General features: G+C 69.8%; 18 protein-coding genes. 9 read left to right on the top strand and 9 right to left on the bottom strand.

Annotation, left to right across the window (positions count from 1 at the left end; translation table 11 throughout):
- The first annotated feature begins 72 nt into the window (after positions 1-72).
- The gene (locus tag JYK02_RS13305) at positions 73-1,335 is read left to right on the top strand and encodes a sigma 54-interacting transcriptional regulator (RefSeq protein WP_242588936.1); all 1,263 of its coding nucleotides are present in this window, start codon (positions 73-75) and stop codon (positions 1,333-1,335) included.
- 57 nt (positions 1,336-1,392) lie between these two features.
- Positions 1,393-2,325 carry a hypothetical protein gene (locus JYK02_RS13300; RefSeq protein ID WP_207051304.1) on the top strand — a complete coding sequence of 311 codons (933 nt, stop codon included), beginning with the start codon at positions 1,393-1,395 and terminating at the stop codon, positions 2,323-2,325.
- A 7-nt stretch (positions 2,326-2,332) separates the two neighbouring features.
- On the opposite strand, the gene JYK02_RS13295 is transcribed toward JYK02_RS13300, so the two are convergent.
- From JYK02_RS13295 to JYK02_RS13285, 3 genes are all read right to left on the bottom strand, one after another.
- Positions 2,333-3,598, bottom strand: coding sequence for a hypothetical protein (locus tag JYK02_RS13295; RefSeq protein ID WP_207051303.1), 1,266 nt, complete (start codon positions 3,596-3,598; stop codon positions 2,333-2,335).
- A gap of 25 nt (positions 3,599-3,623) precedes the next feature.
- A complete protein-coding gene (locus JYK02_RS13290; protein ID WP_207051302.1) occupies positions 3,624-4,604 on the bottom strand; it encodes a hypothetical protein in 981 nt (326 codons plus the stop codon).
- Between the two features lie 272 nt (positions 4,605-4,876).
- Complete coding sequence (locus tag JYK02_RS13285; RefSeq protein WP_207051301.1) at positions 4,877-5,146, bottom strand: GlsB/YeaQ/YmgE family stress response membrane protein; 270 nt, start codon at positions 5,144-5,146, stop codon at positions 4,877-4,879.
- Positions 5,147-5,375: 229 nt separating this feature from the next.
- Here JYK02_RS13285 and JYK02_RS13280 point away from each other — a divergent pair, with 229 nt between their 5' ends.
- From JYK02_RS13280 to JYK02_RS13265, 4 genes are all read left to right on the top strand, one after another.
- Positions 5,376-6,248 carry a JmjC domain-containing protein gene (locus JYK02_RS13280; RefSeq protein WP_207051300.1) on the top strand — a complete coding sequence of 291 codons (873 nt, stop codon included), beginning with the start codon at positions 5,376-5,378 and terminating at the stop codon, positions 6,246-6,248.
- 130 nt (positions 6,249-6,378) lie between these two features.
- A complete protein-coding gene (locus JYK02_RS13275) occupies positions 6,379-6,744 on the top strand; it encodes a group I truncated hemoglobin (RefSeq protein ID WP_207051299.1) in 366 nt (121 codons plus the stop codon).
- Positions 6,745-6,764: 20 nt separating this feature from the next.
- The gene (locus JYK02_RS13270; RefSeq protein ID WP_207051298.1) at positions 6,765-7,760 is read left to right on the top strand and encodes a 2Fe-2S iron-sulfur cluster-binding protein; all 996 of its coding nucleotides are present in this window, start codon (positions 6,765-6,767) and stop codon (positions 7,758-7,760) included.
- A 2-nt stretch (positions 7,761-7,762) separates the two neighbouring features.
- Entirely contained in the window at positions 7,763-8,215 is a 453-nt protein-coding gene (locus tag JYK02_RS13265) for an RrF2 family transcriptional regulator (protein ID WP_207051297.1), read from the top strand.
- 132 nt (positions 8,216-8,347) lie between these two features.
- Here the strand turns inward: JYK02_RS13265 and JYK02_RS13260 are convergent, their stop codons facing one another.
- From JYK02_RS13260 to JYK02_RS13245, 4 genes are all read right to left on the bottom strand, one after another.
- Positions 8,348-9,859, bottom strand: a complete 1,512-nt coding sequence (locus JYK02_RS13260; RefSeq protein ID WP_207051296.1) for an ABC transporter substrate-binding protein — start codon at positions 9,857-9,859, stop codon at positions 8,348-8,350.
- A gap of 152 nt (positions 9,860-10,011) precedes the next feature.
- Positions 10,012-11,058 carry a hypothetical protein gene (locus JYK02_RS13255; protein ID WP_347402484.1) on the bottom strand — a complete coding sequence of 349 codons (1,047 nt, stop codon included), beginning with the start codon at positions 11,056-11,058 and terminating at the stop codon, positions 10,012-10,014.
- 160 nt (positions 11,059-11,218) lie between these two features.
- On the bottom strand, positions 11,219-12,004 hold the full coding sequence (locus tag JYK02_RS13250) for a hypothetical protein (RefSeq protein ID WP_207051295.1): 786 nt from the start codon (positions 12,002-12,004) through the stop codon (positions 11,219-11,221).
- Between the two features lie 55 nt (positions 12,005-12,059).
- Positions 12,060-16,415 (bottom strand): carbohydrate binding domain-containing protein, encoded by a 4,356-nt coding sequence (locus JYK02_RS13245; protein ID WP_207051294.1) that lies wholly within the window; start codon positions 16,413-16,415, stop codon positions 12,060-12,062.
- A gap of 180 nt (positions 16,416-16,595) precedes the next feature.
- On the opposite strand from JYK02_RS13245, the gene JYK02_RS13240 reads away from it, so the two are divergent.
- A complete protein-coding gene (locus JYK02_RS13240; RefSeq protein ID WP_207051293.1) occupies positions 16,596-19,667 on the top strand; it encodes an aminotransferase class I/II-fold pyridoxal phosphate-dependent enzyme in 3,072 nt (1,023 codons plus the stop codon).
- A 75-nt stretch (positions 19,668-19,742) separates the two neighbouring features.
- Here the strand turns inward: JYK02_RS13240 and JYK02_RS13235 are convergent, their stop codons facing one another.
- The gene (locus JYK02_RS13235; RefSeq protein ID WP_207051292.1) at positions 19,743-20,816 is read right to left on the bottom strand and encodes a FadR/GntR family transcriptional regulator; all 1,074 of its coding nucleotides are present in this window, start codon (positions 20,814-20,816) and stop codon (positions 19,743-19,745) included.
- 579 nt (positions 20,817-21,395) lie between these two features.
- On the opposite strand from JYK02_RS13235, the gene JYK02_RS13230 reads away from it, so the two are divergent.
- Both JYK02_RS13230 and JYK02_RS13225 read left to right on the top strand, forming a co-directional pair.
- The gene (locus tag JYK02_RS13230; protein WP_347402483.1) at positions 21,396-22,622 is read left to right on the top strand and encodes an acetamidase/formamidase family protein; all 1,227 of its coding nucleotides are present in this window, start codon (positions 21,396-21,398) and stop codon (positions 22,620-22,622) included.
- Between the two features lie 139 nt (positions 22,623-22,761).
- Complete coding sequence (locus JYK02_RS13225; RefSeq protein WP_207051290.1) at positions 22,762-23,346, top strand: SRPBCC family protein; 585 nt, start codon at positions 22,762-22,764, stop codon at positions 23,344-23,346.
- A 10-nt stretch (positions 23,347-23,356) separates the two neighbouring features.
- Here the strand turns inward: JYK02_RS13225 and JYK02_RS13220 are convergent, their stop codons facing one another.
- On the bottom strand, positions 23,357-24,571 hold the full coding sequence (locus tag JYK02_RS13220; protein ID WP_207051289.1) for a serine hydrolase domain-containing protein: 1,215 nt from the start codon (positions 24,569-24,571) through the stop codon (positions 23,357-23,359).
- Positions 24,572-24,586 lie beyond the last annotated feature (15 nt).

The raw sequence follows: 24,586 nt of genomic DNA, 5'->3' as shown, positions 1-24,586 counted from the left end.
CCGCCAGACGAGGACGAGGCGCTCCTGGATGCCACGGCCACCCTGAACCGGGGCCGTGCCGGACAGGTGCGGATGGTGCTCCGGGTGCTTTCCGGGGCGGAGGCCGGCAAGGCCCACCCGCTCAAGCAGGGGACGTACATGGTGGGCAAGGCCCCCACGTGTGACATCGTCCTCTCCGACAAGGCCGTCTCCCGCCAGCACCTGAAGCTGGAGGTGCACGACGAGCACGTCCTCGCCACGGACCTGGGCTCGCACAACGGCTCGTTCGTGGAGGGCCTGCGCTTCACCGCCATGGAGCTGCGCCCCGGCAGCGTCATCACCCTGGGCACCACCGAGCTGAAGCTGGTGCCGGAGGACACGCGCGAGCGCTCGCTGCCCCTGTCCTCGCGCGAGAGCTTCGGCGCGCTCGTGGGCCACAGCCGCAAGATGCGCGAGGCCTTCACCGTGCTGGAGCGCCTGGCGCCCGGCGGCGCGGACGTGCTCATCCACGGCGAGACGGGCACCGGCAAGGACCTGTGCGCGGAGGCCATCCACCAGCAGAGCCCGCGCGCCAAGGGCCCCTTCGTCATCGTGGACCTGGCGGGCGTGCCCTCCACCCTCATCGAGTCCGAGCTCTTCGGCCACGTGAAGGGCTCCTTCACCGGCGCCCAGGCCGACCGCGCGGGCGCCTTCGAGCGCGCGCAGAACGGCACCGTCTTCCTGGACGAGATTGGCGAGCTGCCCCTGGACCTGCAGCCGCGCCTGCTTCGCGTGCTGGAGCGCCGGCAGGTCAAGCGCGTGGGCGGCAACGACTACTTCACGGTGAACGTGCGCGTGGTGGCCGCCTCGCACGTGAACCTGGAGCAGGCCGTCAACCAGGGGAAGTTCCGCCGAGACCTCTTCCACCGGCTCGCCGTGCTGCGCGTCACGCTGCCCGCGCTGCGCGAGCGCCCGGAGGACATCCCGTTCCTCATCGACCACATGCTCAAGCAGATGGGCCGGCCGCCCGGCGCGCTGTCGGACCAGACGCGCGCCCTGCTCATGCAGTACCCCTGGCCCGGCAACGTGCGCGAGCTGCGCAACGTGGTGGAGCAGGTGGTCAACCTGGGCGAGGAGGCCCTGCCGGACCTGGAAGCCTCCTCTGGCGCGGACGGCCGCAAGGGCCCGGACCTGGACCTGCCCTTCAAGGAGGCCAAGGAGCACCTCATCGAAGTTTTCGAGCGCGACTACCTCAAGAACCTCATCGAGCGCTGCGAGGGCAACATCTCCCGGGCCTCCCGCGAGGCGGACATCGACCGTGTCTACCTTCGGAAACTCCTGCGCAAGCACGGGTTGGATCCGTCCGGGGACCCTTAACACGGGGCGGCATCCCGGGTAGGATGGCATCCCCCATCCCCCTCCGGAGCCCCCACCGTGAGCGTGAACCTCTCTACCAACCTCCTCCGTACCTTCCAGCAGCTGGCGGAGGTCAAGCCGTCCGCCCAGCCCCAGCAGACCGCGCAGCAGGTCGGTTTGCCGGAGGAGAAGGTCGTCTCCCAGGTGGAGGGAGCGCCCACCCCCGTGCAACTGGAGCAGGCCACGGACGCCTTCGCCGCGGCGCTGGCCGCCGACCCGGCGTGGGCCAACCGTTTCCAGGTGAACGCGGGCGCCACCGCGCAGGAGCTGGGCATCCCGGGGACGCTCGCGGCCGCGCCCCAGGCCCCGGAGCTGGGGGGCTGGGACGCGGTGGGCACGGACCCCGCCGTCCTCAAGCAGACGAAGCAGAACAACTGCGGCGCCGCCGTGGCGGTGATGCTGGGCAACGACCTGGGCACCAGCAAGACGCAGCCCGGCACGGACGCGCAGAAGATGGACGCGCTGGAGTCGCGCTTCACGCAGGGCCAGGGCACCTCGCCGCACGAGCTGTCCAACATGCTGGCCAACCAGGGCGTGAAGGTGACGCAGACGTCGTCCAAGCTGGACACGAAGGCCCTGGACGAGGCCCTGGCCCGCGGCGGCAAGGCCGCGGTGCAGGTGGACTCCTGCCTCGTGGACCCCACGACGAAGCCCGGTGAGACGGGCCGCGCGCACTGGGTCTCCGTGGAGGGCAAGGACGACCAGGGCCGCTACCTGCTCAAGGACCCCAGCACCGGCACCAAGATTCCGGCGGACGCGCAGCGGCTGGCGGACTCCATGGAGATCAGCTGGAACCAGCACCAGGGCGGCGGGATGATGCTCGTGGAGGGCGCCAATGGCACCTCCGAGGCCCAGGCCGCGGCGGAGGGCGGGCTCAAGGCCGTCGCGCTCGGCAACACCGACGGCGGCGGCTCGCGCGCCATGGCCAACTTCGGCCGCGAGTCCTCATAAGGCGCTGTCAGACGGTGAGGCGCTGCACGGCCTGGAGCCGGAGCAGCTGCCTCGCCAGGGCCTGCACCTGCTCCACCTCCTGCTGGCCCAGCACCTTGCGCAGGGACAGCTTCATGTCCGTGGAGGCGCGCACGAGCAGCGCGCGCAGCTGCGCGTTGCTGAGCAGGGGGTTCAACTGGCGCAGGTGGCCCACCAGCGCGCCCAGTTGGGGCAGCGTGAGGCCCGCCACCATCACCTGCGTCTTCGAGCCCTCGTCCGGGCTCTGGCTGATGGCCAGCATCCACGGGGACAGGAGCAGGGAGCGGGTGAAGTCCTTGCCGTACGTCAGGCCCAGCCGCGCGCACTCCTCCACCAGCGGGCCGGTGTCGTGGCCGGAGATGACGGGCTGGATGCGGGCGGCTTCGTACTTCTGGAGGACGGCGTCGTACAGCTTGCGCGCCTCCACGCCCGCGGGCGTGCGGGGGAACTCCGCGAAGGCCTGACGCACCTCCTCGCGCAGCGTGCCCAAGAGCGTGGCGTCATCCACCGAGCCGGGCTCGCCCAGGGCCTGGGCCAGGTAGGCCCGGTCCTCGGGGACCGCGTTCGCGGACTTCCACCACTCGTGGGTGACGGAGCTCTCGCTCAGCACCACGGGCAGCGTGACGACGCCCTGGCGCCCGGGGTTGGCGAGGAACGCGCCCAGCTTCTTCTCCACCTCCGTGAGGCCCCGGTGGAGGCGGTTGAGGATGGCCACGCGCAGCTTCGCGCGTCCCTCCAGCGCCTGCCGCGCGGCGTCCTGGGAACGGCCGTCGGAGGCGGTGCGCTCATTGGCGGACTCGGAGGTGCCGGCCTGGCGCGCGAGGAGGGGCGCCACCTCCACCTGCGGGACCACCGGCGGAGGCTGGGGCTGCGCGGGCGCCTGGAGCGTCTGGGCGGGAGGAGGGGGCTGTTCCAGGGCGGCCAGCCCGGCGGCGCCGCGCGACGTGCCGGCCGCCATCCCGTCCTGCTGCGGCGCGGCCCGGGCGCCGCCGCCTTCGTTGCGCTCCGCCTCGCCCGAGCGGACGGCGGAGTCCATGCCGTCCTGGGCGCCGGCCTGCTCCGCGCTGGCCTTGCCGGAGGCGCCCTGCGCGGCGCCACCCTTGACGGAGAGGCCGCCCTTGGCCGGGACGCCCTTGCCGGTGGCCTTGCCCGGCGTCTTGCCCTCGCCGGACTGCGCCTTCTCACCCTTCTCCTGCGCGGGGCCCTGAAGGGGGAGGCCCGGGCGGGGGAGACCAGACGGAAGGCGGACGCTCATGGACGGGGGCCTCGCGAGGGGGGAATCAGGCCAGGTTCTTCATGTGGACGACGAGGTTGCTGTTGTTGCTGCCCAGCGTGCTCGCGTCATCCGTGGGGATGACGTAGCCCTGATCCGCGCCGACGTGCTTGCGGAAGAAGTCTACCACCTCCGGATCCTGCACGTTGGACGTGGTGCTCTTCTTGATGCCGTACGCCGCGCCGTCCGCTCCCTTGGCCTTCACGGAGTCAGGCGCGGAGGCGAGCAGGTTCTCCATCGTGCCCGACAGGCGGCCGCCGCCCTCCGGCTGCATCGTCATGGCCGCGTTGTGGCCCTCGATGTAGCTGACGTCGTAGTACGTCTGACCGAACCCGCCGTCGAACTTCACTTCACCGAGCGTCGCGTTCTTGCCGTCGCCGTTGTCGCTGCGGAAGTTGCCGGACCAGTTGTCCGGGAACTGCACCGTCCTGCTCTCACCGGGCTTGAGCGTCACGGAGTCGATGGCCTTCTCGCCCGCGTTGGGGGTGAAGTTCACCGTCATCGGCTTGTCGCCGTCGTTGTTGAGGGTGAGGGTGTTCTTGCCCTTCGGCGCGCCCGGGCCGCCCACGGACTGGGGCTTGGAGACGGGCGCCTCCTGCTGGGGGGCCACCGCGGTCCGGGCACCCTCCGCGGCGGGAGGCGTGACGCCCTCGCCGCCCAGGTCCGGCACGCCGCCGGCCTGCGCGCCACCCTGCGCCGCACCGGCGGCACCCTGCGCGCCGAGCATCTGCGCCAGCTGGGTCACCATCTGGACCAGCTCGCGCAGCTGGGACAGCGGGTCTCCGCCCTTCTTGCCCACGCCCACCGGCCCGTCGAACCCATCCGCCTGGAACATCCGCTGGAGCGAACCCGCGCCGCCCTGGCCCTTCACCGCATCCGCCGTCACCGGCGCGGGGCGCATCATCGGGCTGGAGAGCTCCGGGGCGGACGTGCGGGGCGAGAAGGAGGAGCTGGCAACGGACGGCTTCGACAGGGGAGAGAGCGCCATGGCGGGGTTCCTCGAGATTGAAGGGGCCAGCGTGCGGCGCCGGCCGGTTCAGCGATGTGGGGGGCTAGAGCACGGCGCATGCCACGCGCCCCACACGCATCTCGAAGAGACAAGCTCCTGGAATTGCTCACAGGCCGCGGGGCCGGAGGGCCATGGGCCTGATGACTGCCGTCAGGCCCTGGTGTCCCCAGTCATCAGCCCCCAAAAACACCTCTCGCGCGGAAGCGCCTGCGCGCCCGCGCGAGAAGTCACTGCTGGCTTGGACCTTCGGGTCAGACCCTTCGGACCGTGCTCGAATGGATGACCCGGAGGATGAGGAGCAAGACCACCGCTCCGATGAACGCCACGAAGATGGTGCCCGCGAGGCCGCCGAACGGAGCCCCCGTGCCGAGCGCCCGAAGGATGAAGCCTCCCAGGAACGCGCCCACCACGCCCACGACGATGTCTCCGATGAGGCCGTAGCCACCGCCAACCACCGCGGACGCGAGCCAACCAGCGATGAGGCCGATCACCGCCCACAACAGGATTGCCTCCAGCGCCATGTCATTTCCTCCCAGTAGAGGTGATGAAGGAAACATGGGCATGATTCCCGGATGCGCTCGCCCCTCCCCCCAGGGCGGCGGCAGGGCGGGCAGGCAGCCTGGCCGCAGGGGCGCGCGGGGCGGAAGCCCAGGGAGGGATGGGGCAAAACGCCCCAATTTGAATCCGTGCCCGCGCTCTGGTGGCATCGAGTGAACACCTGCCGCTGACAGCGGCGAGGAGCCCACTTCCGTGAAGCGCATCTTCGAAGCCGTCGGGTCGCCGTTGCAGTTCGACCGTGAGTCCTTCCGGTGCCGTCACTCGCTCCTGGGGCACCCCGCGCTGGAGCTGGAGAACCTGGCGGGCGTGGTGCAGCGGCTGCCTTCGGACAACGTGTTCTTCAGCTCGGGGCTGTTGCCCAAGGACGCGGACTTCGACCGCGCGCACGTGGACTACCGCACCGGCCTGTCGCTGAAGGACACGGTGGAGAACATGATGACGAGCAACTCGTACATCATGCTCCGCGCGCCGGAGCAGGACCCCAGCTTCCACGAGCTGTACCGCGCGCTCCTGTCGGAGGTGGAGGACCTGATGCGCGCGCAGGGCGTGGGCACGCGCGCCGTGGATCCGATGCTGTATCTCTTCATCGCGTCCCCCAACAGCGTCACGCCCTTCCACCTGGACCGCTACTCCACGCTGCTGATGCAGTTCCGGGGCACCAAGGCGGTGCACATCTCGAAGGCGTGGGACGAGGCGGTGGTCCCCGCCGCGGACCTGGAGGCCTTCGTCGCGCGCTCCGGCTCCAAGGTGAGCTACCGGGAGACGTTTGATCAGACAGCCACGCGCTACACGTTCGGCCCGGGGGACGCGCTGCACATCCCCTTCGTGGCGCCGCACTACGTGAAGAACGGCCCGGACGACGTCTCCGTGTCGCTGTCCATCATCTTCAACACCCGCGAGACGGCGCGGCACCTGCGCGCGCTGCGCGCCAACCATGCGCTGCGCAGGCGCCTGGGGCCGCTGGGCTACCAGCCCGTGCCGGTGAACCGCTTCCTGCCGCTGGACCACGTGAAGAGCGGCATGGAGCGCGTGGTGCGCCGGGCGCGGGGCCTGCTGCCCGCCTGAGAACCGTGGACATAAGGCGAACGCGCAGGTGGGTGAAGCCAGCCCGATGCGCGTGATTTGACGGCCGTGCCCTAAAAGATGCATTCAGTATGCATCTTTGAGGGCCCGGGGCCCGGAAGGGAGCGAAGTCATGGCGAGCGTGTACGAGCGGATTGGCGGGGAGCCGGCGATGGCGGCGGCGGTGGAGGTCTTCTACCGGAAGGTGCTGGGCGACGACCGCATCAACCACTTCTTCGAGGACGTGGACATGGAGCGCCAGGCCGCGAAGCAGAAGGCGTTCCTGACGATGGTGTGCGGGGGGCCGTCGAACTACTCGGGCAAGGACATGCGCGCGGGTCACAAGCACCTGGTGGCGCGCGGGCTGAACGCGATGCACTTCGACGCGGTGGTGGGGCACCTGAAGGAGACGCTGGAGGAGCTGGGCGTGCCGGCGGAGCTGGTGGGCCAGGTGATGGCGGTCGCGGAAGGGGCGCGCGCGGACGTGTTGAACCGCTGAAGCAGGACAGGAGGCACGTCATGGCGAAGGTACGGCATGAGTCCGCGTGGTACCCGCTGGAGCCCGGAGAGACGGTGCTGGACGGCCTGCTGCGCCAGGGCGTGCAGGTGCCGCACGCGTGCAGGGCGGGGGCCTGCCAGTCCTGCCTGATGCGGGCCACTTCGGGCGCGGTGCCTGAAGCGGCGCAGGTGGGGCTCAAGGACACGCTCAAGGCGCGCGGCTACTTCCTCGCGTGCGCCTGCCGCCCGCGGGAGGGCACGGCGCTGGAGGTCGCGGGGGCCGCGGAGCTGCGCGTCCCCGCGCGCGTGGTGGACCTGGAGTCGCTCAGCGGCGACGTGCTCGCGGTGCGGCTGGAGGTGGAGGCGCCGCTCGACTACCGCGCCGGGCAGTACGTCACGGTGGTGCGCGCGGACGGGCTCGCGCGCAGCTACTCGCTGGCGAGCCTGCCTCGCGAGGGCCGGCTGGAGCTCCACGTGCGGCTCGTGCCCGGGGGCGCCATGAGCGGCTGGTTCGCGCGGGACGTGCGGCCCGGGGAGCGCATGCACCTGCAGGGCCCGGCCGGGGACTGCTTCTACGTGCCCGGGCAGCCGGAGGCGCCGCTCTTGCTCGCGGGGACGGGCACGGGGCTCGCGCCGCTGTACGGAATCGTGCGGGACGCGCTGGAGGCGGGGCACACCGGGCCCATCCACCTGTTCCACGGGGCCCTGGAGCCGCGCGGGCTGTACCTCGTGGATGCGCTCCGGGCGCTGGCCTCGCGCCACCCGAACCTCCACTACCGGCCCCTCGTGCTGTCCGGAGGCGGTGGGGACGTGGAGGAGGGGCCCCTGGAGGCGCGCATCCTGGCCAGCCTCCCCAAGCGTCCGGTGGGCTGGCGGGCGTTCCTCTGCGGCAATCCCGAAGCGGTGCTATCCCTGCGCAAGAAGCTCTTCCTCACGGGGTTCTCCCTGAAGGACATCCACGCGGATGCCTTCCTGCCCAGCACCCCGCGAGCAGGGCCCGTCGCCGGAGCCGCCTGACCTTGCACCTGACCCTTCACGCCGACTACTCGCTGCGCGTCCTCATGTACCTGGCGGCGCGACCGGGCCGGCCGTCGTCCACGCAGGAGATGGCGGACGCCTACGGCATCTCCAAGCACCACCTGGTGCGCGTGGTGCAGACCCTGGCGCAGCAGGGCGACGTGGAGGTGAGGCCGGGGCGCGCGGGCGGCGTGCTGCTGGCGAAGGCCCCGGGGGACATCCGGCTGGGCCGGGTGGTGCGCGCGGCCGAGCCGGACTTCCACCTGGTGGAGTGCTTCGACCGCGAGCGCAACACCTGTCCCATCGCGCCCGCGTGCGGCCTCAAGGGCGTCCTCGCGGAGGCGCGCGACGCGTTCCTCGCCACGCTGGACAAGTACTCGCTGGAGGACCTGCTGCGCCGCTCCAGGCCCGGCCTGTCCGACCTGCTGCTGACGCCCGCCGCGCCGCGGGGGTAGCCGCTTCCGGGGGGGACGCGGCTTCGTCCTCGCGTCCCCCGGAGCCTGCATGCTGTCGACCTCCGCGCCGACGTTCCCCCGGCGTGGGGAAGAGAGGGAGCGGACTCCCTCCCTTCCCCGGGACTTCAGTGGCTACGGGCTGAACGTGCCGGTGAGCACGCTGGCGCGGGCCCGGGGCAGCGCGCGCTTGAACGGGCTCGTGGCGAGGTCCGAGCCGGGCTGGTACCAGCTCTGGATTTCCGCGAAGTACGTCTGGCCCGCCTGCAGCACGCCCGGGGGCAGGTACACGCTCTGGAGGTCCGTGTGCAGTGACGTCACGCGCGTCACGGTGGTGGAGCCGTTGCTCGTGCCCAGCCGGTAGATGTTCACCACGTAGTTCGTGGCCGTGCCCACCAGCGGCTTCGACCAGCGCAGCGAGGCGTCAGTCCCCACGCCCGTGAGGTTCTGGAACGCGCCGCGCGTGTTCACCAGGGGCGCCTGCACCGGCCCGATGAGCGGCTGCACGGGCGCGGCGGTGAACGCGCTCGCCTCCTGGTCCACGCGGATGTCCACGCTCATGGTGTAGGGCGTCGCGCTTCCCAGCGCGTAGCTCTTCGTGAAGCCCGCGGCGGCGAGCGCCACCTTCTGCCACGTCGCCGGGAGCGGGTTGTTGTACGTCATGCTCCCCGTGACGAGGTCGGTCCGCTGCGTGTCAGGATTGAGCTTCACCAGCAGGGGCTGACCGCTGATGGACGCGCCCGCCGAGCTCAGCGCGGCCGGCCGGGCGGACATCCAGATCTCGCTGTACGTGCTGACCGCGTCCGGGTTCACCTGGGTGCGAAGGGCTTCGAAGGCCGACCGTCTCCAGTCCACCGAGAACGTGCCGGTCGCGGTGGGCTGGGTGAAGGTCCCGCTGAAGGTGGCGGGCTGTCCCTCCACCAGCGTCAAGCTCGTGTCGAGCACCTTGTGCATCGCGCGGTAGGACACGCCATTCGCGCTCGTCTGCAACCGCATCTGCGCCAGCGAGAACACGTCCCCGAGGCTGCTGTCGATCCGCACCGGGTTCGCCATGTTGGCGTAATTGAAGGTCAGCCCGGAGAGCGACGTGGCGCCCGCCTGGGGGAACCCCGTGACGCCGGTGTTGACGTAGCCGAACGCGCCCGGGTTCAACGAATACACTTCCAGGTAGTCCCCCGGCTGCCAGGGAGACAGGCCGGTGGCGGACACCGTCACGGGGGTGAACGACGAGACGAAGGTGCCATCGCGGCCCCACTCCGTGGAGCCCAGGTCGAACGTGCGGCTGGTGCTCACCAGGTAGCGCGAGCCCAGCTTCAGGTAGATGCGGCCGGAGGGGACGTTCGGCACGGAGATGCTGCCGTCCGCGGCGCCCGTGCCCGGATAGGCCGTGAACGCCCCGGTCGTCGAATCCCGCGTGTAGGCCACCACCGACGTGAAGGACTGGTCGTATGGCTTTGTCTCGTTGCCCGACGTGGCGACGAAGGTGACCACGCTGGTGCCGGTGACCTGGGTGGTCACCCCCTGGGCAACCTCGGAGGTCGCGTCCGTCGACACGGAGGACTCCACGGCCTCGGCCTCGTCGAGACCCGCGCAGCCGACCCCCGTCATGCCGACCAGAAGCCCGAGGGAAATCAATGACCTGTTCATTGTGGAAGCGACCCTTTCGGCGACGCCCGGAATGGCGTCGCGCAGGGAGATTCATACCGGGTCGGTCTGACATTTTTTGAGCGCTTCCGAGCCCTGTTTTTCCTCGGGCAGTGAAGACAGACGCGCGTGTCGGCGGTGCGCGCCGCCGCCGCTCATCCGGTGAGAAATCCCGCCCAGTCATCCGGCTGCACCGTGAGGTCTGCCCACTTCCGCCAGGCCGTCGCTTCCGCATTCCACGTCGCGGCGCCTCCGCGCAGGGGGAACGCACGCGTGACCGCGAGCCGTTGAACCGGGGCGTGGTCGCGCAGGAGGCTGCGATTGACCGCGTCGACGTCGCCGGGTTTCGCGCGCAGCCGCAGCTCCGCCGCCTTCATGGACCCCTCCTGGCGGAACAGCGTGGACAGGTCCTCGACCACCGGCACTTCCTGGAACGACCAGAGGCCGAGCAGCGGTGGCTCGCGTCCCTCCAGCAGCGCCGCGTGCAGCCGGTCGTGGCCATCCACCACGAGCCAGCGCTCCACCAGGGCGAAGTACATCAGCAGTACCGGCGGCAGCGTTCCGTCCCGGGCGTGCTTGCGCCACGCCTTGATGCGCCCATCGTCCTGCGCTGACGGTGCGCGCAATGGCATCACTCCGCCGCGGCGCTCTGGAAGCTGGCCGTCTTCCGCCCAGGACCAGTCCTCCGAACGGAAGGGCAGGAAGCGCAGCGCCGCGTCGAGCCCGCAGGGCGCCGCGGGGAACGCGCCCGGCCCGGCCATGGGCACGGTGGGGTAGCCCTGCGCCTGCGGGAGGGGAACCGTCTGGAGGGGCCGCAGACACCAGCGTCCCGCGTGGAGCAGGGACGGCTCGGACGTCTCGAAGTGGTGGATCCACCAGCGGGTCCACGCGGCCCACCATCCCGGTGAGCCCGGGTCGGGGGGACGCCGGGCCTCCTCCGCCAGGATGCGAGGAAACGCGTCCGCGAGCTGCGCCGGGCCACGCAACCAGGCACACCCGTTCCACCAGTCATCCACGCGCATCCACAACAGCGGCTGCCCGCCGAGGATGACCCGCAGCAGGTACGGCCGCGTGGCTTCGACATGAAGCAGGGGCCGCGTGAGCCACGCGCCCTGGGACGGGACGTTCAAGAGCAGCCCGGGGCCCCCCACCGGCATCCGCCAATCCGTGTCATCCGCCGTCACGGCGATCCGTGGTTTCACCCAATGCCCTCCACGGCCTGACACTACACCTCGCGGCGGTCCAGGCCGCCACGGGAACACACGTCATGGCCAGCGATGCAGGCAGTGTCGGTGGAGTCCGTCCACGTCACGGGCACGCGTCTTCAACGGTCAATCGCAAGCGCTTCAGCGGACGCCGGGTTCACGGCGCCAGCACCACGCGCCGCACATGCTCCCTCACGCTCTGCTCGCTGGCCTCTGGATGAGCGGCCAGGAAGGAGCGCACGGCTTCCCAGGCTTCCCAGTGCGGCCTCGTCGCCGCCTCCTCCTGCCGCTCGGCTTCGCCCGGAGCACCTTGGGTGGGCTGCTCCGGCGTCCATGCCGCTGCATTGAGTGCATGCAGCAGCACCTGGCCGGCGGCGACGCACCGCTGGCGCTTCCCGATGCGCTCGTCGCTTTGAGCGGGATCGCTCGCGATGAGGTTCGATTTCACGATGAGCCGGTTCAAGGGTTTCAGGTGCGGTTCGAGGGGCGTCGCCGGATCCGCAAGCCATTGCCGCAGCGCCTTCATCGCGGCGGCAGGTTCGGCGGCGTTGGCGAAGTGGTGCTGCCAGGGTGCATCCTCGGGCACGCCGTACTGCCAGATGCCCAGGCAGGGCTCGGCCACGGCGAAGGCGGCGAGGGCCAGGGGACGGTGGCCCCACTGCGCCAGGTTGAAAATCCACCCGAACAGGAGGCCATCGTGCGGCTCGGCGACGTAGGCCTCCAGGCTGCCCTCCTTGGGGAAGAGGAGACCCTTGCGCGCGCGAGCCTCCGCGGTCAGCTGCTGGAGCGCCTTGAGCAGCGCCGCGTCCTCCACGGAGAAGGGATCGAAGAAGCCCGTCGTCCGGGCCGTGGCGATGGCGAGCGCCTGCCCCACGCGGTACTCCGGCGCCTCCGCCAGCAGCTCCCGCAGGGCCTGCATGACCTGCTCCGGCAGTCGTTCCATCCGCTCATTTTACGGCGGGCCCCATGCGACAGGCCCGCCGCAAGGTGTCAGCCGCTCAGCGCCAGGTGTCGTTCACGGTCGTGCTGCCCGTGGCCGGCGTCGTCAGGGTGCGGTTGGCGCCGCTCTCCCAGGTGACGTTGTTGGCGGCGTCCTTCTTGATGAACTTGTACTCAATGGCCGTGGAGCCCGGCAGCCCGACGGCCGCGCCCCACGTGGGGTAGTTGTCCGCGGACAGCAGGATGGCGCTCGCGGGGCTCCAGCTCCCCAGCGCGGCGACGCTGCCCACCACGTACACGCTCTGTCCCATCACGGTGCTCGCCGTGACGTTGAACGTCACCGTGGCGCCGCTGGTGGACGTGGTGACGGAGAGCGCCGAGGACAGCGCGGACGCGTTGCCCGCCGTGTCCCGGGCCCGCACGGTGTAGCTGTACGCCGTGCCCACCGTCAGCCCCGTGTCCGTGTAGCCCGCCGTCGTGGGCGAGCCCACCAGCGAACCATTGCGATACACGTCATAGCCCGCGATGCCGCTGGCGTCGGTGGACGCCGTCCACGTCAGCGACACGGTGGTCGCCGTCTTCGAAGGTGCCGCCAGGCCCGTAGGCACCGACGGCGCGGTGGTGTCCAGCGACGGAGCCCCCGAGGTGATGCTCCCCGCGTTGAACGTGGAGGTGCCGGCGGGGAAGAAGTAGTTGAGCCCGCCGTTGTTGTCCCACGTCCCGCTGCCGTTGTTGAAGACCGCCTCCAGCTGCGTGGCCGAGCCCAGGCTCACCGTGTACTTCGCGTAGCCCGCGACCTCCGCCGTGGCCATGGCCACGCCCGGCGACGTCGTCCACGTGCCGCCCGCGGGGCGATAGTGGAGGTACGGCGTGGCGTAGCCCTTCTTGTAATAGACGGTCGCGGTATTGCCCGTGCTCGTCGTGACGGAGAGCGCGGTGCTCGCCGCGGACGTGTTGCCCGCCGCGTCGCGAGCCTTCACCGTGTAGCTGTAGGCCGTGTTCGAGGACAGCCCGCTGTCCGTGTACGTCGTCGCCGTGGGCGTACCGACCTGTGTGCCATTGCGGAACACGAGGTAGCCCGTCACGCCCACGTTGTCCGTGGACACGGTCCAGCTCAGCGACACCGTCGTCGCGGACTTCGACGGGGACGTGAGCCCTGAAGGCACCGTGGGCGCGGTCGTGTCATTCACCGGGCCGCCCGCCGTGATGACTCCGGCGTTGAACGTGGAGGTGCCCGCAGGGAACAGGTAGTTGCTCCCGTTGTTGTTGTCCCACGTCCCGCTGCCGTTGTTGAAGACAGCCTCCAACTGCTGCACGGAGCCCAGGTTCACCGTGTACTTCGCGTAGCCCGCCACCTCCGCGTCCGGCATGAGCACGCCGGGAGCGGTGGTCCACGTGCCGCCCGCGGGGCGGTAGTGGAGGTACGGCGTCGTGAAGCCCTTCTTGTAATAGACCGTCGTCGTGTACCCCAGGCCGGTGGTGACGGAGAGCGCCGCGCTGGCGACCGAGGTGTTCCCCGCCGCGTCGCGAGCCTTCACGGTGTAGCTGTACGCCGTGCTCGAGGACAGCCCCGTGTCCGTGTACGTCGTCGCCGTGGGCGCGGCCACCTGGGTGCCATTGCGGAACACGAGGTAATCGCTTACGCCGTAGTTGTCCGTGGCGGCCGTCCAGCCGAGCACCACCGACGAGCTGGTGACGCCCGAAGCACTCAACCCCGAGGGCGCCGACGGCGCCGTGGTGTCCGGGGGCAGGGTGGTGACGGACAGCGCGCTGCTCGCCGCGGACGTGTTGCCCGCCGCGTCGCGCGCCCTCACCGTGTAGCTGTATGCGGTCCCCGCCGTGAGCCCGCTGTCGGTGTAGCTCGTCGTCGCAGGCGTGCCGACCTGCGTGCCATTGCGGAACACGAGGTAGCCCGTCACGCCCACGTTGTCCGTGGAGGCCGTCCAGCCAAGCGTCACCGAGCGGTCCGTGCGCGTCGCCGCGAGCCCCGTGGGGACGGACGGCGCGGTGGTGTCCACGCGGAGGAACGGGTAGGTGCCCGTCACGGTGCCGTTGAGGTCCTCGATGTACTTGCCGCCCTCCAGCCGGTACCGGCCCGCGCCCACGTAGACGGACTGGATCTCGCTGCGGGTCACGTTGCCGCGCGAGTCGGTGGCCTCGATGTAGTAGTCGAGCACCTGGTCGCGGTACGCGCTCAGGTAGGCGTAGTACAGGTCGCCAATCTCCTGCGCGGCCACCTTCTGCATCACCGGCAGGTGCGCCGGCTGCCAGGCCACGCCGTTCATCACGGGCCGCAGCTCGCGCCGCTGGAGCGGGTAGTCCACCCACGCGCCCACGCGGGCCGGGTCGATGTTGGGCACGCCCGCCGCCTTCAGCGCCGCCGGGTCATGGACGCGAGGCGTGTTGTCCAGCGGGTCGATGCTCTTCGAGGCGTGCACGCGCACGCGCGCCTTGATGCTGGTGATGCCGCTGACGTCGAAGGCGTAGGTATACAGCGCGAAGTTGTTGTCGAAGTGGTGCAGCGTCCACCCCTCGGACTTGTCCGTGTTGGCGCTGCCCGGGTTGTACGGCCAGCGCTGCGGCCACCAGACGGACGGGCCCGTGCGGTCCTGCGCCAGCCGGTCCTGCACGTACGGCTTGGAGAAGTAGAGCGACTGGTTGAAGGACAGCGTGGGCTTCACGTTGTCGTCCACGTTCTCGTCGTAGTAGCCGAAGCCGGAGTCCATGGCGGGCAGGAGGAAGTACCAGGCCAGCTCCGCGGGGTTCGCGCCGCCCGCCCAGTCGTTCGCCGCGTCGCCCTTCACCGGGAAGGACAGCATCCACGGGTTGAGCTGGTTGCCCGCGTGCGTGACCTGCGAATCCAGCGCCGTGGTGGGCTTCCAGTAGTTGGGGTGCGCATCCAGCCAGACCTGCTCGGCCGTCTTCGCGTAGTTCATCGCGGCCTGGAGCAGCGCGAAGTTGCGCTCCAGGTAGTGCCAGCCGTGCTCCAGCGACACCGTCATGCCTTCCTGGATGCCGCTCAGGTTCGTCTTGGGCGCCAGGTTGAGGCCGGTGGCGGAGTTGAACGCCGGGAACTGTCCCTTCCAGATGCCGAAGGGCAGCCGCCAGTGGTGCCACTGCGGGTCCGACGAGGAGTCGCGCGTGTCCACCCACGAGCCGTCCTGCACGTGCACCACGTCCGAGGCGGCCGGCGTGTTGTTGACCAGGTACTCGTCGATGCCCAGGCACTGCACGCCGCCGGTGCAGGTGACGGAGCGGCCGTTGAGCCACGTGTCGAGCGAACCCGCCCGTCCGCCCGAGTTGTCGCCGTCATGCGCGAGCACGAAGAACTGCTTCTGGGGCGTCAGCCCCTCGAAGTTGCGCAGGCCCACCACGTCCACCGTGGCCTGGCCCTCCCAGCCCTCCAGCCAGGAGCCGTTCTGGTTGACGGGGATGCCCACGACGCGCGACTCGGCGCCCGTGGCGGGGTCCACGTAGCGCACCCAGTGCGGCGTGGAGGCGAAGGGGTACTTGTTGCGGATGACCTGCTGCTCGTGCGCCATGGACTCGCTCACCCAGGCGCCCACGGTGCTGGTGTTCTGGAGGTCCGCGCGGTTGGGCGGGGACACCAGCGTGTCGGAGCCCGGGTCGTTGAGGAACGGGTAGTCCTTCAGCGTGCGGGAGAAGTGGTTGTCACCGATGACGGCCCACTTCACGCCCAGCTTCGCCAGCGTGGGGATGAGCCGCTCGGAGAAGCCCAGCTCCGTGGGGAAGAAGCCCTTGGAGGCCGTGAAGCCGCTGCCCAGGAAGTACGACTGGGACAGCGTGGCGCTCTGGTAGATGAGGTCCTTGAGGAAGTAGTCCGGCCCCACCAGCGGGCCCATGGAGTGGTGGCCCGTGAAGTGGATGAGGTCCAGCGAGCGGTTGCCCGCGGGCGTGCGCAGGTTGGCGTAGCGGTCCCTCCAGGTCGCGCCCCAGTTGGCATTGTCGTAGCCGGACACGTTCTTGCGGGTGACCAGGTCGTTGACGTTGTTCACCACCGCGCCGGACATGGTGACGTGAATCTGTCCCGTGGAGGCATTGGCCTTCATGTCCGCGGCGACGTCCGGCGGCCAGAACTGATACGCGCCCACCTTCGCGTGGTGCGAGTAGTACGTCACCAGGTCGTCGTGCGGCATGGGCGCGCCCGACGGCAGGAAGTAGGTGTAATTGGCCGGCGGTGACTGCTTTATCTGGATGACCTGCCCGTCATACGCGTAGCGGATCGGGCCGCCCACCGGCGTCGCGTTGTATTGGGTCAGGTCGTAGTACGCCCAGAAGTTGGGCATGTGATTGTGATACACGTGCGCGGCGGCAATCTGCGCCTGGGCCGGACGCGTGTGTATCAGGATGACAGCGAACACCGCGAACAAGGCCAGCTGCGACTGTCTTTTCATGGGGCGTCCTCACCGGACGAGAGGGGACGCCCGGTGGGCACGCTGCATACTGACGTTTGACTCAAGATTTCCCATGTAAACTGGGAATGACAATCTGTAAATCCGTACTGCGATGCGTCAGGCTGAGGTGAAAGGCTGTCGTTGACAGGGGAGGGGCGGGCCCGGACAGTCGGGCGCGCCATGGCCACCTACCCCGCGTCTCCCCGTGAAGCCTTTGTCCAGTTGCGTACGCTTTCCGAGGCGCTGGCCCGGCCGGACGAGCGTCCTCGGGCGCTGGCGGAGCTGCGCGAGCTGGCGGAGCTGGCGAGGGACAAGCCGGAGGGCGCGCCGCTGAGGCTGGCGTCGGTGGTGGTGGCGGTGGGCGCGTCCCAGGAGCGGCTGGAGCTGCTGATTCCGCCATCCATCTTCGCGCCGGAGGCGTGGGCGTTCACGTTCCTGGAGGGCCTGCTGAAGGTTCCGCTGGACGAGTACGCCGGCAAGCAGCTGGTGGAGGTGGGCTCCGGCTCCGGGTGGATCTGCATCGCGCTGGCGAAGTTCACGGGGCTCAAGCGCATCCAGGGGCTGGACCTGAACCCACAGGCTCCGGCGGTGGGGCTGTGCAACGCGTGGCTCAACGGAGATGAACAGCTGGTGTCGCGGCTGTCCTTCGGGGAGAGCGACCTGCTGCGAGGCCTGCCGCAGGCGCCCGCGTGGGACTTCATCGTGGGGTGCATCCCCCAGGTGCTGCGCGGTGACGAGCTGCCCGCGGAGCTGGCGCAGGCGGATGAGCAGGCGTTGCTGGACCTGTCCAACTACACCTCGCTGCAGAACGTCTACGAGGACCACTTCGGCCTGGGGCTCATCGCGAGGCTGCTGGACGAGGCCCCCGAGCGGCTCCTGGCCGGAGGCCGGCTGCTCCTGAACCTGGCGGGCCGTCCGGGGCGGGCCATCATCGCGCGCATGTTCACCCGGCGCGGCTTCACCACCCGGGTGCGCGTGGCGCGGCGGGTGATGCAGGCGGCGGACACGGACATCCGGCCCCTGGTGTCGCTGGAGCAGCGCACCGGGCGGGAGTTCGAGTTCTTCATGGAGGCCCACAGCCCGGAGCCCCTGCGCGCGGCGACGGCGCTGGGCTGGCTCCAGGCGGGCCATCCCATCTGGCACGAGGTGGCGGTGTGGGAGGCCCACCTGTCGCTGCCCCGGGAGACGCTGGCCCTGCGCGCCGCGCTGCGCTCCCTGGGCATCGCGCCGCTCCAGGAGGAGCTGGACCTGGGGGCGGCGTCCGCGGAGCAGCTGGGCTTCGTCACGGCGCTCGCGGAGCGCCTGTCACAGGCGCCCTTCCTGCCCTACGCGCACGAGGCCGGGGACGCGTCCTTCCGGCGGCTGGTGGCCCGCTACCTGGACCGGCACTTCGGCCTGAGGTTGTCGGAGGACTCGCTGTTCGTCGCGCCGGAGCGGGAGCAGGCCGTCTATTCGCTGCTGCTCGCCACGTGTGACCCCGGGGACACGGTGCTGGTGTCGCGCAGCCTGCACCCGCTCTATGCGCGAGCGCTGGACAAGGCAGGCGTGCGCGCCACCGTGACGCACAACACACTGGGGGAGATCCGCCGCCTGCTCACCGCCTTCGACGTGAAGGCGGTGCTCCTGACGGTGGAGCCGGGCGAGCGCACCAACCTGGCGGTGCTGAGAGACATCGTTGCCGAAGCCGCGCGGCGGGGCATCTGGGTGGTGCTGGACGAGAGCGCCTTCTTCAACATCACCGGCGAGGTGGAGCCGCGCACCCTCTTCGAGTTCCTCGCGCGCACGCAGCACGCGCCCAACCTGGTCATCCTGTACGGCCTCATCAAGAACGCGGTATGGCCGGACCTGGAGCTGACGCTGCTGCTCCCCGTGCCGGAGCCGCTGCGAGCGGACCTGGAGGTGGCCGCGGAGGTGACGTACTCGCGCATCAGCGTCCTGGCGGAGTGGTTCTACGAGCGCACCTTCTCGGAGCTGCTCGCCTTCCGCATGGCCTTCGCGGAGCCGGAGCCGCCCTCGCCGCACCGGGTGCCGGAAGTACCGCTGCCCCGCTCCAGGCGCATCAAGCAGTTGGGGGAGCTGCCCGCGTTCGCGCCGAAGTTCTTCCGCGATGACGACCCTCAGCTCGTGCGCCTGGACTACGGCGAGAACGAGGGTCCGCTGCCACTGCCGCTGGTGGAAGGGCTCATCGCGGCGGGAGTCGCGCCGCGAGCGGACGGAACGCAGACGGGGCTGGCGGAGGCCGTGGCGGCCTTCCTTCTGGAGACGCGAGGGGCCCGTTATGCCCCCGAGGACGTCGTCGTGGCCCCGGGAGTCTGGCCACTGATGCACCACCTGGGAGTGGCGCTGCGCCATCGGCTGGGCCGGGGACCGAGAGTGTTCCTGGTGACGCCCTGCTACGGAGTGCTCGCGCCTACGTTCCTCGCCGCGGGGTGCGAGGTGGAGTCCGGACCGCTGGGCACGCTGCTGTCCCGCCGGGCGCGAGGCGGCACGCCTGACGCGGTGGTGCTGTCCCAGCCAGCGAACCCCACGGGCCACTACCTGTCGCATGAGGAGTTGATGGCGCTGGCGACGTTCGTGGTGGAGCAGCGCTGCCTCTGGATCTCGGATGAAATTTTCGGTCTGGTGAACCTCACCAATCCCACGGCGGAGACGGTGCACAGCCCGGTGACGTTGGAGGGCGCGGTGCCAGGCATCGGCGCGAGGACGGTGCTCCTGGGAGGACTGTCCAAGGAGTTCGCGGCCGGAGGCCTGCGAGTGGGCTGGGTGGCCACGAAAGACCGGGCGCTGGTGGCGGCGCTGCGCGACAGCGCTCCAGGCGTGCTGCACACGCCCACCGCGCGAGCGGCGGCATACCTGTACGCAGCGCACGCACGGGGACCGGATGGACAGCTGCTCTACGCCGCGAGGCACAAGGCACTGAGGAACTACCTGGCCCGGATGCGGCGCGACCTCGCGGAGAAGCGAGCACTGCTGGCGGAGGCGCTGCCCGACGACGGCCGAGCGGAGGCCACCGAAGCGGGAGGCCTCTTCCTCGCGCCGCCGATGACGGCGTGGCTGGGACGCTCAATGGATGGCGTGAAGCTCACGCCGGAGAACCTGCCGCGCGTCGTCTACGAGCACACCCACGTCGTGCTCAACGGAGGCGCATGGTGCGGAGACCCGGAGCGCGTACGCGCAGTGTTCTCCATTCCCCGAGAGAAGCTGTTGAAGGCCCGAGACCGCCTGAAGGCCTTCGGCCAGCGGCTGCGCTAAAGGAGAAGCCACAGCTTCAATCGTAGGAATGAGGAGCCCACCGGGCCCAAACCGGTCCGCCCTGCATTCACTCCGTCAATCAGGTTCGTCCGCGGAGAGGTTGCCCAAGATCTCTCCCGTCACGTCCTCCTCGCAGGAGAGCAGCACCTCGTTGTCAATCTCCACCCTGAGTTCCTTGGCGACCTCAGCAACTGCCGCGAGGTGGTCGAGGCCGTCGTCCCCCACGCAGCGGCAAAGGCTGACGCCACGCTCCGCCAGTGCTTTGTCCTGCTGAGGGGCTGACGCGGAGACATCGAGGTCACAGGCCGCAACACCCCGTCGTACATCCAATGCATTGTCCTGCTCAGTCACTGAAACGGAGGCATTGATGCCAAGCACCTCCAAAGCTTCATCCTGAGAGGGGACTGACGAAGATGCATCGGGCTCCTCAGGCAGAGCAGCCTCCCGAGGTGCAGGAGCAAAAGCGTCCAGCACGCCCTCATCGCAAGCCTTCAGCAGCGCCGGCAACTGGTGCTGGAGCGTTCGCACATCGCGCTCGCCGAGGGCGTGCATCGCGCAGCGGGCCCACTCGCGCAGCGACTCTCCGCCCATGAAGGACAGCAGCCGGGCCGCGTTGCCTCGCAGGGCCCGTTGCAGTGACTGGATGAGGAGCAGATGCCCGGGACGCGCAGCCGCATGGGCCGCCAGCCGCAGCAATTCGAATTCCAGCTCCGCGCAGCGCTCTCCGGGGTGCCAGCGCGCCGCGTCCGAGAGCGCGTAACAGACGGACTCCAACTGGTCCACCTGCGACGCGGAGGCCTTCGTGCAGCAGTCGGCCAGCAGCTCCACCAGCACCTGCCGCTTGAGGCTGAAGAAGCCCTCAAAAAGCCGCCGGCCCTCCTCGGTGTGCCGGTGATGCAGCGCAAGGCCCAGGTTCTCCAGCGTCAGCGATTCATCCAGCGCCACCGCGCGCGTCTTGCGCCCGGGGTGCTGCACCACCAGGCCTCGCGCCGCCAGTCGCCGGAACGCCTCGCGCACGGTGCCCCGGCAGCAGTTGAATTCACCCGCCAGCTTCTCTTCCGAGGCGAACTGCCCCCGCGGCAGCATCCCCAGCGAAATGTAGCGCTCGAGCTGCTCCTCCACGTACGCCACGCGTCCCACCCGTTCCATCACCGTCCTCCTCCTCACCCACGCCACGCGCATCCAACCACCGGGGTCTGACATGGACTCGCGGGCCTGCGGTCCTCGTCACCTTCCAGGCCGACTGGGCCCCGGGGACCATGCGGCCAAAACCTGTCCGACAGTCGGACAGGTTTGCGCAAAGCGCTCCCGGCCACGCGGGCCTGACATGGACGCGCGGGCCCACTGCCCTCGTCATCTACTGAGACAGTTCGGCTCGGGGGCCGCGCGGCAAGACCTGTTCAACAGTCCGGTAGGGTTGAGGAGCCCGCGGACTCACCGTCCTCTCCGGCTCCCGTTCCGGCGCGTTCCCGACTCCATGCGGCGCGTGTTCTCGGGGAGATTCTTGGGTCGCGGAGACTATTGAGGGGGGACTGGCGACTTGCTCCTGAGCTTGAGGGGTCTACGTCTTTGAATCTTTGGTGCTTCATGTGGCAGCGCCTGGTGCTTCGGGTCCTCGCGTGACGGGGGCCTTCCTCTACACTGCTTCGGCCCATGCTCCGTTCCCTCTCCGTTCTCCTCTGCTGCTGTCTTCCGGTCAGTGCGCTTGCGGCCTCTGAGTCGTGGCTCGTGACGACTGACCTGTGGGGCAACCCCGCGTATCAACTGCTCACACTGGAGCGCGACGGGAAGCGGCTTTCTGGGGAACTGGATGGAGATGCCCTGAAAGGGGAGCGCACGGGCAACGCTGTCCACTTCGTTGTCACGGACTCGCGGCAACAGACCTACGTCTTCGATGGCAAGGTGAACGGCGAGTCGCTTCGCGGCACTGCGGACTACCCAGACAGCAACAACCCAAAGGCGCGGGTGCCGCATGCCTTCTCGGCTCGCTTGCTTCCTTTGCGTCCCGCTGGGGCTCCTCGCGTGCACGACTTCACGCCCACCTCGTGGTCCAACGAGTTCACCGCGCACCGCGCGCCGGTGCTCACGGTCTGGCCGGGCGATACGGTGCGGACCTCCACGCTTGATTCTGGTGGCATGGACTCGAAGGGCGTGACCCGCGCTCTCTTCGGCAACCCGCAGACCGGTCCGTTCTTCATCGCCACCGCGAACCCGGGCGACACACTGGCCGTTCGCATCCGCCGCCTCAATCTGAACCGCTCGTTCGCGGACAGCCTGGACAGCATCGTGGGCCGCGCGCTCACGACGGGCCTCGCCGCGAAGGCGACGGAGCTGGGCAAGCCCGTTCGGTGGAAGCTCGACCCGGAGCGAGGCGTGGCGGCGCCGGAGACTCCTACGGAACGGCTGAAGACCTTCACCGTGCCGCTGCGGCCCATGCTCGGCGGCCTGGCGGTGGCGCCTGGGTTCGGCTCCGCGCCCCTGTCCACCGGTGACACGGGCCGCTATGGCGGCAACATGGACTTCAACGAGGTCGTGGAGGGCAACACCGTCTACCTGCCCGTGGCGCAGCCCGGCGCACTCCTGTACCTGGGGGACGCACACGCCGCGCAGGGCGATGGTGAGACGTCTCAGTACGCGCTGGAGACCTCCATGGACGTCGAGTTCTCCGTGGATGTTCTCCACGGCAAGCCGCCACCTTCGACGCCCCGGGTGGAGTCACCCACGCACCTCATGACGCTGGGGCAGGGCGGTTCGCTGGATGACGCCCTGCGCTCCGCGACGCAGGGACTGACGCAGTGGCTGGAGCAGGATTACGGGCTTACGCTCTCGGAGAGCGCGCAGGTGCTGGGCAGCTCCGTGCAGTACGTCGTCGCGAACCTCGCGGGGCGCAGCGTGGGCGTCGCCGCGAAGCTGGACAAGGCCCGGCTCCAGGTGCTCCGGCCCGTAGGGAAGTGACCTCCTTTCCGGGGAGGTACCTCCGCCTCCGGAAATAGGGGCGGAAATGCCGTGTCGATTTCGGGGGGCCTCGTTCGACGTGGAGATGAACCCTCCCGCTCACCCCGGGAGCTGCCTTCTCACGAACAGGGAGCCCTCCATGGCCATCAAGCTCGCTATCGCAGCCCTCATCCTCGTCGTCGCGCTGGGCGCCTTCGTCGCCACCCGGCCTGACCGCTTCCGCATCGAGCGCAACGCGCTCGTGGCCGCGCCCCCGGCCACTGTCTTCGCGCTGATCAACGACCTGCGCCGGTTCGACACGTGGAACCCGTACCGCTCCGAGCCCGCTCCCGGCGTGACCCAGTCCTTCGCTGGGCCCGATGAAGGACCCGGCGCCAGCTTCACCTACGGCGGCGGCAAGTCCGGGGATGGCCGCATGACCATCGTGGAGAGCCAGCCCGATGCTCGCGTCGTCCTCAAGCTGGAGTTCTTCAAGCCGTTCGAAGCCACCAACCAGGCCGTCTTCACCCTCACGCCCGAGAACGGCGGCACCCGCGTGAGCTGGAGCATGGAGGGCGAGAACACCCTGATGGGCAAGGTGATGTCGCTCGTCGTGAACATGGACACGATGATCGGCAAGGACTTCGAGCGGGGACTCGCGAACCTGGACGCCGCCGCGCGCAGCGGTGCCCCGTCCACCACCGCGAGTGCCCAGCCCGGCGCGACCCCCGCTCCGGCGCTCTGAGGCGCGTGCCTCAGTCCTCCAGCGTCCGGTACGCTGCCCTGGAGAACTCCATGGCCAGGGCCTCGTCGTCCGGGCCCTGCATCCTCCGCTGGAGCAGGAGAAGGGCTGTCAGGCCCTGCTGGGGATCAATGAAGAACATCGGGCCGTAACCGCCGGCCCAGCCGTAGCGACCGGCGGTGGGGGAGACGCCGTCCGGCTTCGTGGTGACCGACCCTCCGAAGCCCCACCCGGATGCATCCCAGAAGCCGGGGTAGAAGGGGGAGGCGGCCTTCTGCGCCTCCGGAATCTGATCCGTCAGCATTTGCTGGAGGCTTGCTCGGGAGAGCACCCGGGGACCGCCGCCCAGCAGCATCCGGCAGAAGGCCAGGAGGTCATCCGCCGTGGACACCAGCCCGCCCTGGCCCCCTCCCGAGAGGAAGGCGGGCGGCCGCGACCAGTGGCTGTTCGTGGGCGTGTCCCAGGCCTCCAGCCTGCCCGTGGCCGGGTCCCGCGCGTAGGCCGTCGTGAGCCGGTCGAGCTTCTCCTCGGGCACGACGAACGCCGTGTCGCTCATGCCCAGCGGCAGGAAGAGCCGCTCGCGCAGGAAGTCGTCGAAGCGCATGCCCGACGCTCGCGCGACCAGCACGCCCAGGACCTCGTAGCCCGTGTGATAGGCCCACCGCTCTCCGGGTTGATGCAGGAGCGGCAGCGTGCCCAGCCGGCGCAGGTACTCGTCGGGCGGATCCGTGATGGCGTTGAAGCCGGGCGTCACCCGGGCCTCGGCCATGGCCCGCTGGATGGGATGCGTGCCGGGCGGCGCCATCACCGCGCCCAGGCCCCAGCGCAGCGTGAGCAGGTCTCGCACGGTGATGGCTCGCTTCGCGGGAACGGTGTCGTCCAGCGGGCCGTCGGGCCTGCGCAGGACGCGGCGGTTCGCCAGCTCCGGCAGCCATGGGTCCACGGCTGCATCGAGCGACAGCTTTCCTTCCTCCACGAGCAGCAGCGTGGCCACCGCCGTGATGGGCTTGCCCATGGACGCGAGGCGGAAGAGGCTGTCCCGCCGCATGGGGGGACCCTCGGTGAGGCCCTGCGTTCCCAGCGCGTCCACGTGCACGGTGTCCCCTCGCGCCACCAGCGCGACGAGGCCCGGCAGGTCTCCTCGCTCGACGTGGCCTCTCAGGGCGGACGTCAGGTCCGCGAGCCGTGGCTGGGAAAGACCGCGAAGCGCCAGGTCATGGTTGGACATGCGCTCGAGTGTAGA

The sequence above is a fragment of the Corallococcus macrosporus genome (assembly GCF_017302985.1).
GTDB classification, from domain to species: domain Bacteria; phylum Myxococcota; class Myxococcia; order Myxococcales; family Myxococcaceae; genus Corallococcus; species Corallococcus macrosporus_A.
This window is presented reverse-complemented; position numbering and strand designations above follow the sequence as displayed.

What these genes read in the sequence shown, in the direction of transcription:
- JYK02_RS13305 (WP_242588936.1), top strand. Translation starts at nt 73, where the DNA reads ATGGTGCTCCGGGTGCTTTCCGGGGCGGAGGCCGGCAAGGCCCACCCG.
- JYK02_RS13295 (WP_207051303.1), bottom strand. Translation starts at nt 3,598, where the DNA reads ATGAGCGTCCGCCTTCCGTCTGGTCTCCCCCGCCCGGGCCTCCCCCTT.
- JYK02_RS13290 (WP_207051302.1), bottom strand. Translation starts at nt 4,604, where the DNA reads ATGGCGCTCTCTCCCCTGTCGAAGCCGTCCGTTGCCAGCTCCTCCTTC.
- JYK02_RS13285 (WP_207051301.1), bottom strand. Translation starts at nt 5,146, where the DNA reads ATGGCGCTGGAGGCAATCCTGTTGTGGGCGGTGATCGGCCTCATCGCT.
- JYK02_RS13275 (WP_207051299.1), top strand. Translation starts at nt 6,379, where the DNA reads ATGGCGAGCGTGTACGAGCGGATTGGCGGGGAGCCGGCGATGGCGGCG.
- JYK02_RS13270 (WP_207051298.1), top strand. Translation starts at nt 6,765, where the DNA reads ATGGCGAAGGTACGGCATGAGTCCGCGTGGTACCCGCTGGAGCCCGGA.
- JYK02_RS13260 (WP_207051296.1), bottom strand. Translation starts at nt 9,859, where the DNA reads ATGAACAGGTCATTGATTTCCCTCGGGCTTCTGGTCGGCATGACGGGG.
- JYK02_RS13250 (WP_207051295.1), bottom strand. Translation starts at nt 12,004, where the DNA reads ATGGAACGACTGCCGGAGCAGGTCATGCAGGCCCTGCGGGAGCTGCTG.
- JYK02_RS13245 (WP_207051294.1), bottom strand. Translation starts at nt 16,415, where the DNA reads ATGAAAAGACAGTCGCAGCTGGCCTTGTTCGCGGTGTTCGCTGTCATC.
- JYK02_RS13240 (WP_207051293.1), top strand. Translation starts at nt 16,596, where the DNA reads ATGGCCACCTACCCCGCGTCTCCCCGTGAAGCCTTTGTCCAGTTGCGT.
- JYK02_RS13235 (WP_207051292.1), bottom strand. Translation starts at nt 20,816, where the DNA reads ATGGAACGGGTGGGACGCGTGGCGTACGTGGAGGAGCAGCTCGAGCGC.
- JYK02_RS13225 (WP_207051290.1), top strand. Translation starts at nt 22,762, where the DNA reads ATGGCCATCAAGCTCGCTATCGCAGCCCTCATCCTCGTCGTCGCGCTG.
- JYK02_RS13220 (WP_207051289.1), bottom strand. Translation starts at nt 24,571, where the DNA reads ATGTCCAACCATGACCTGGCGCTTCGCGGTCTTTCCCAGCCACGGCTC.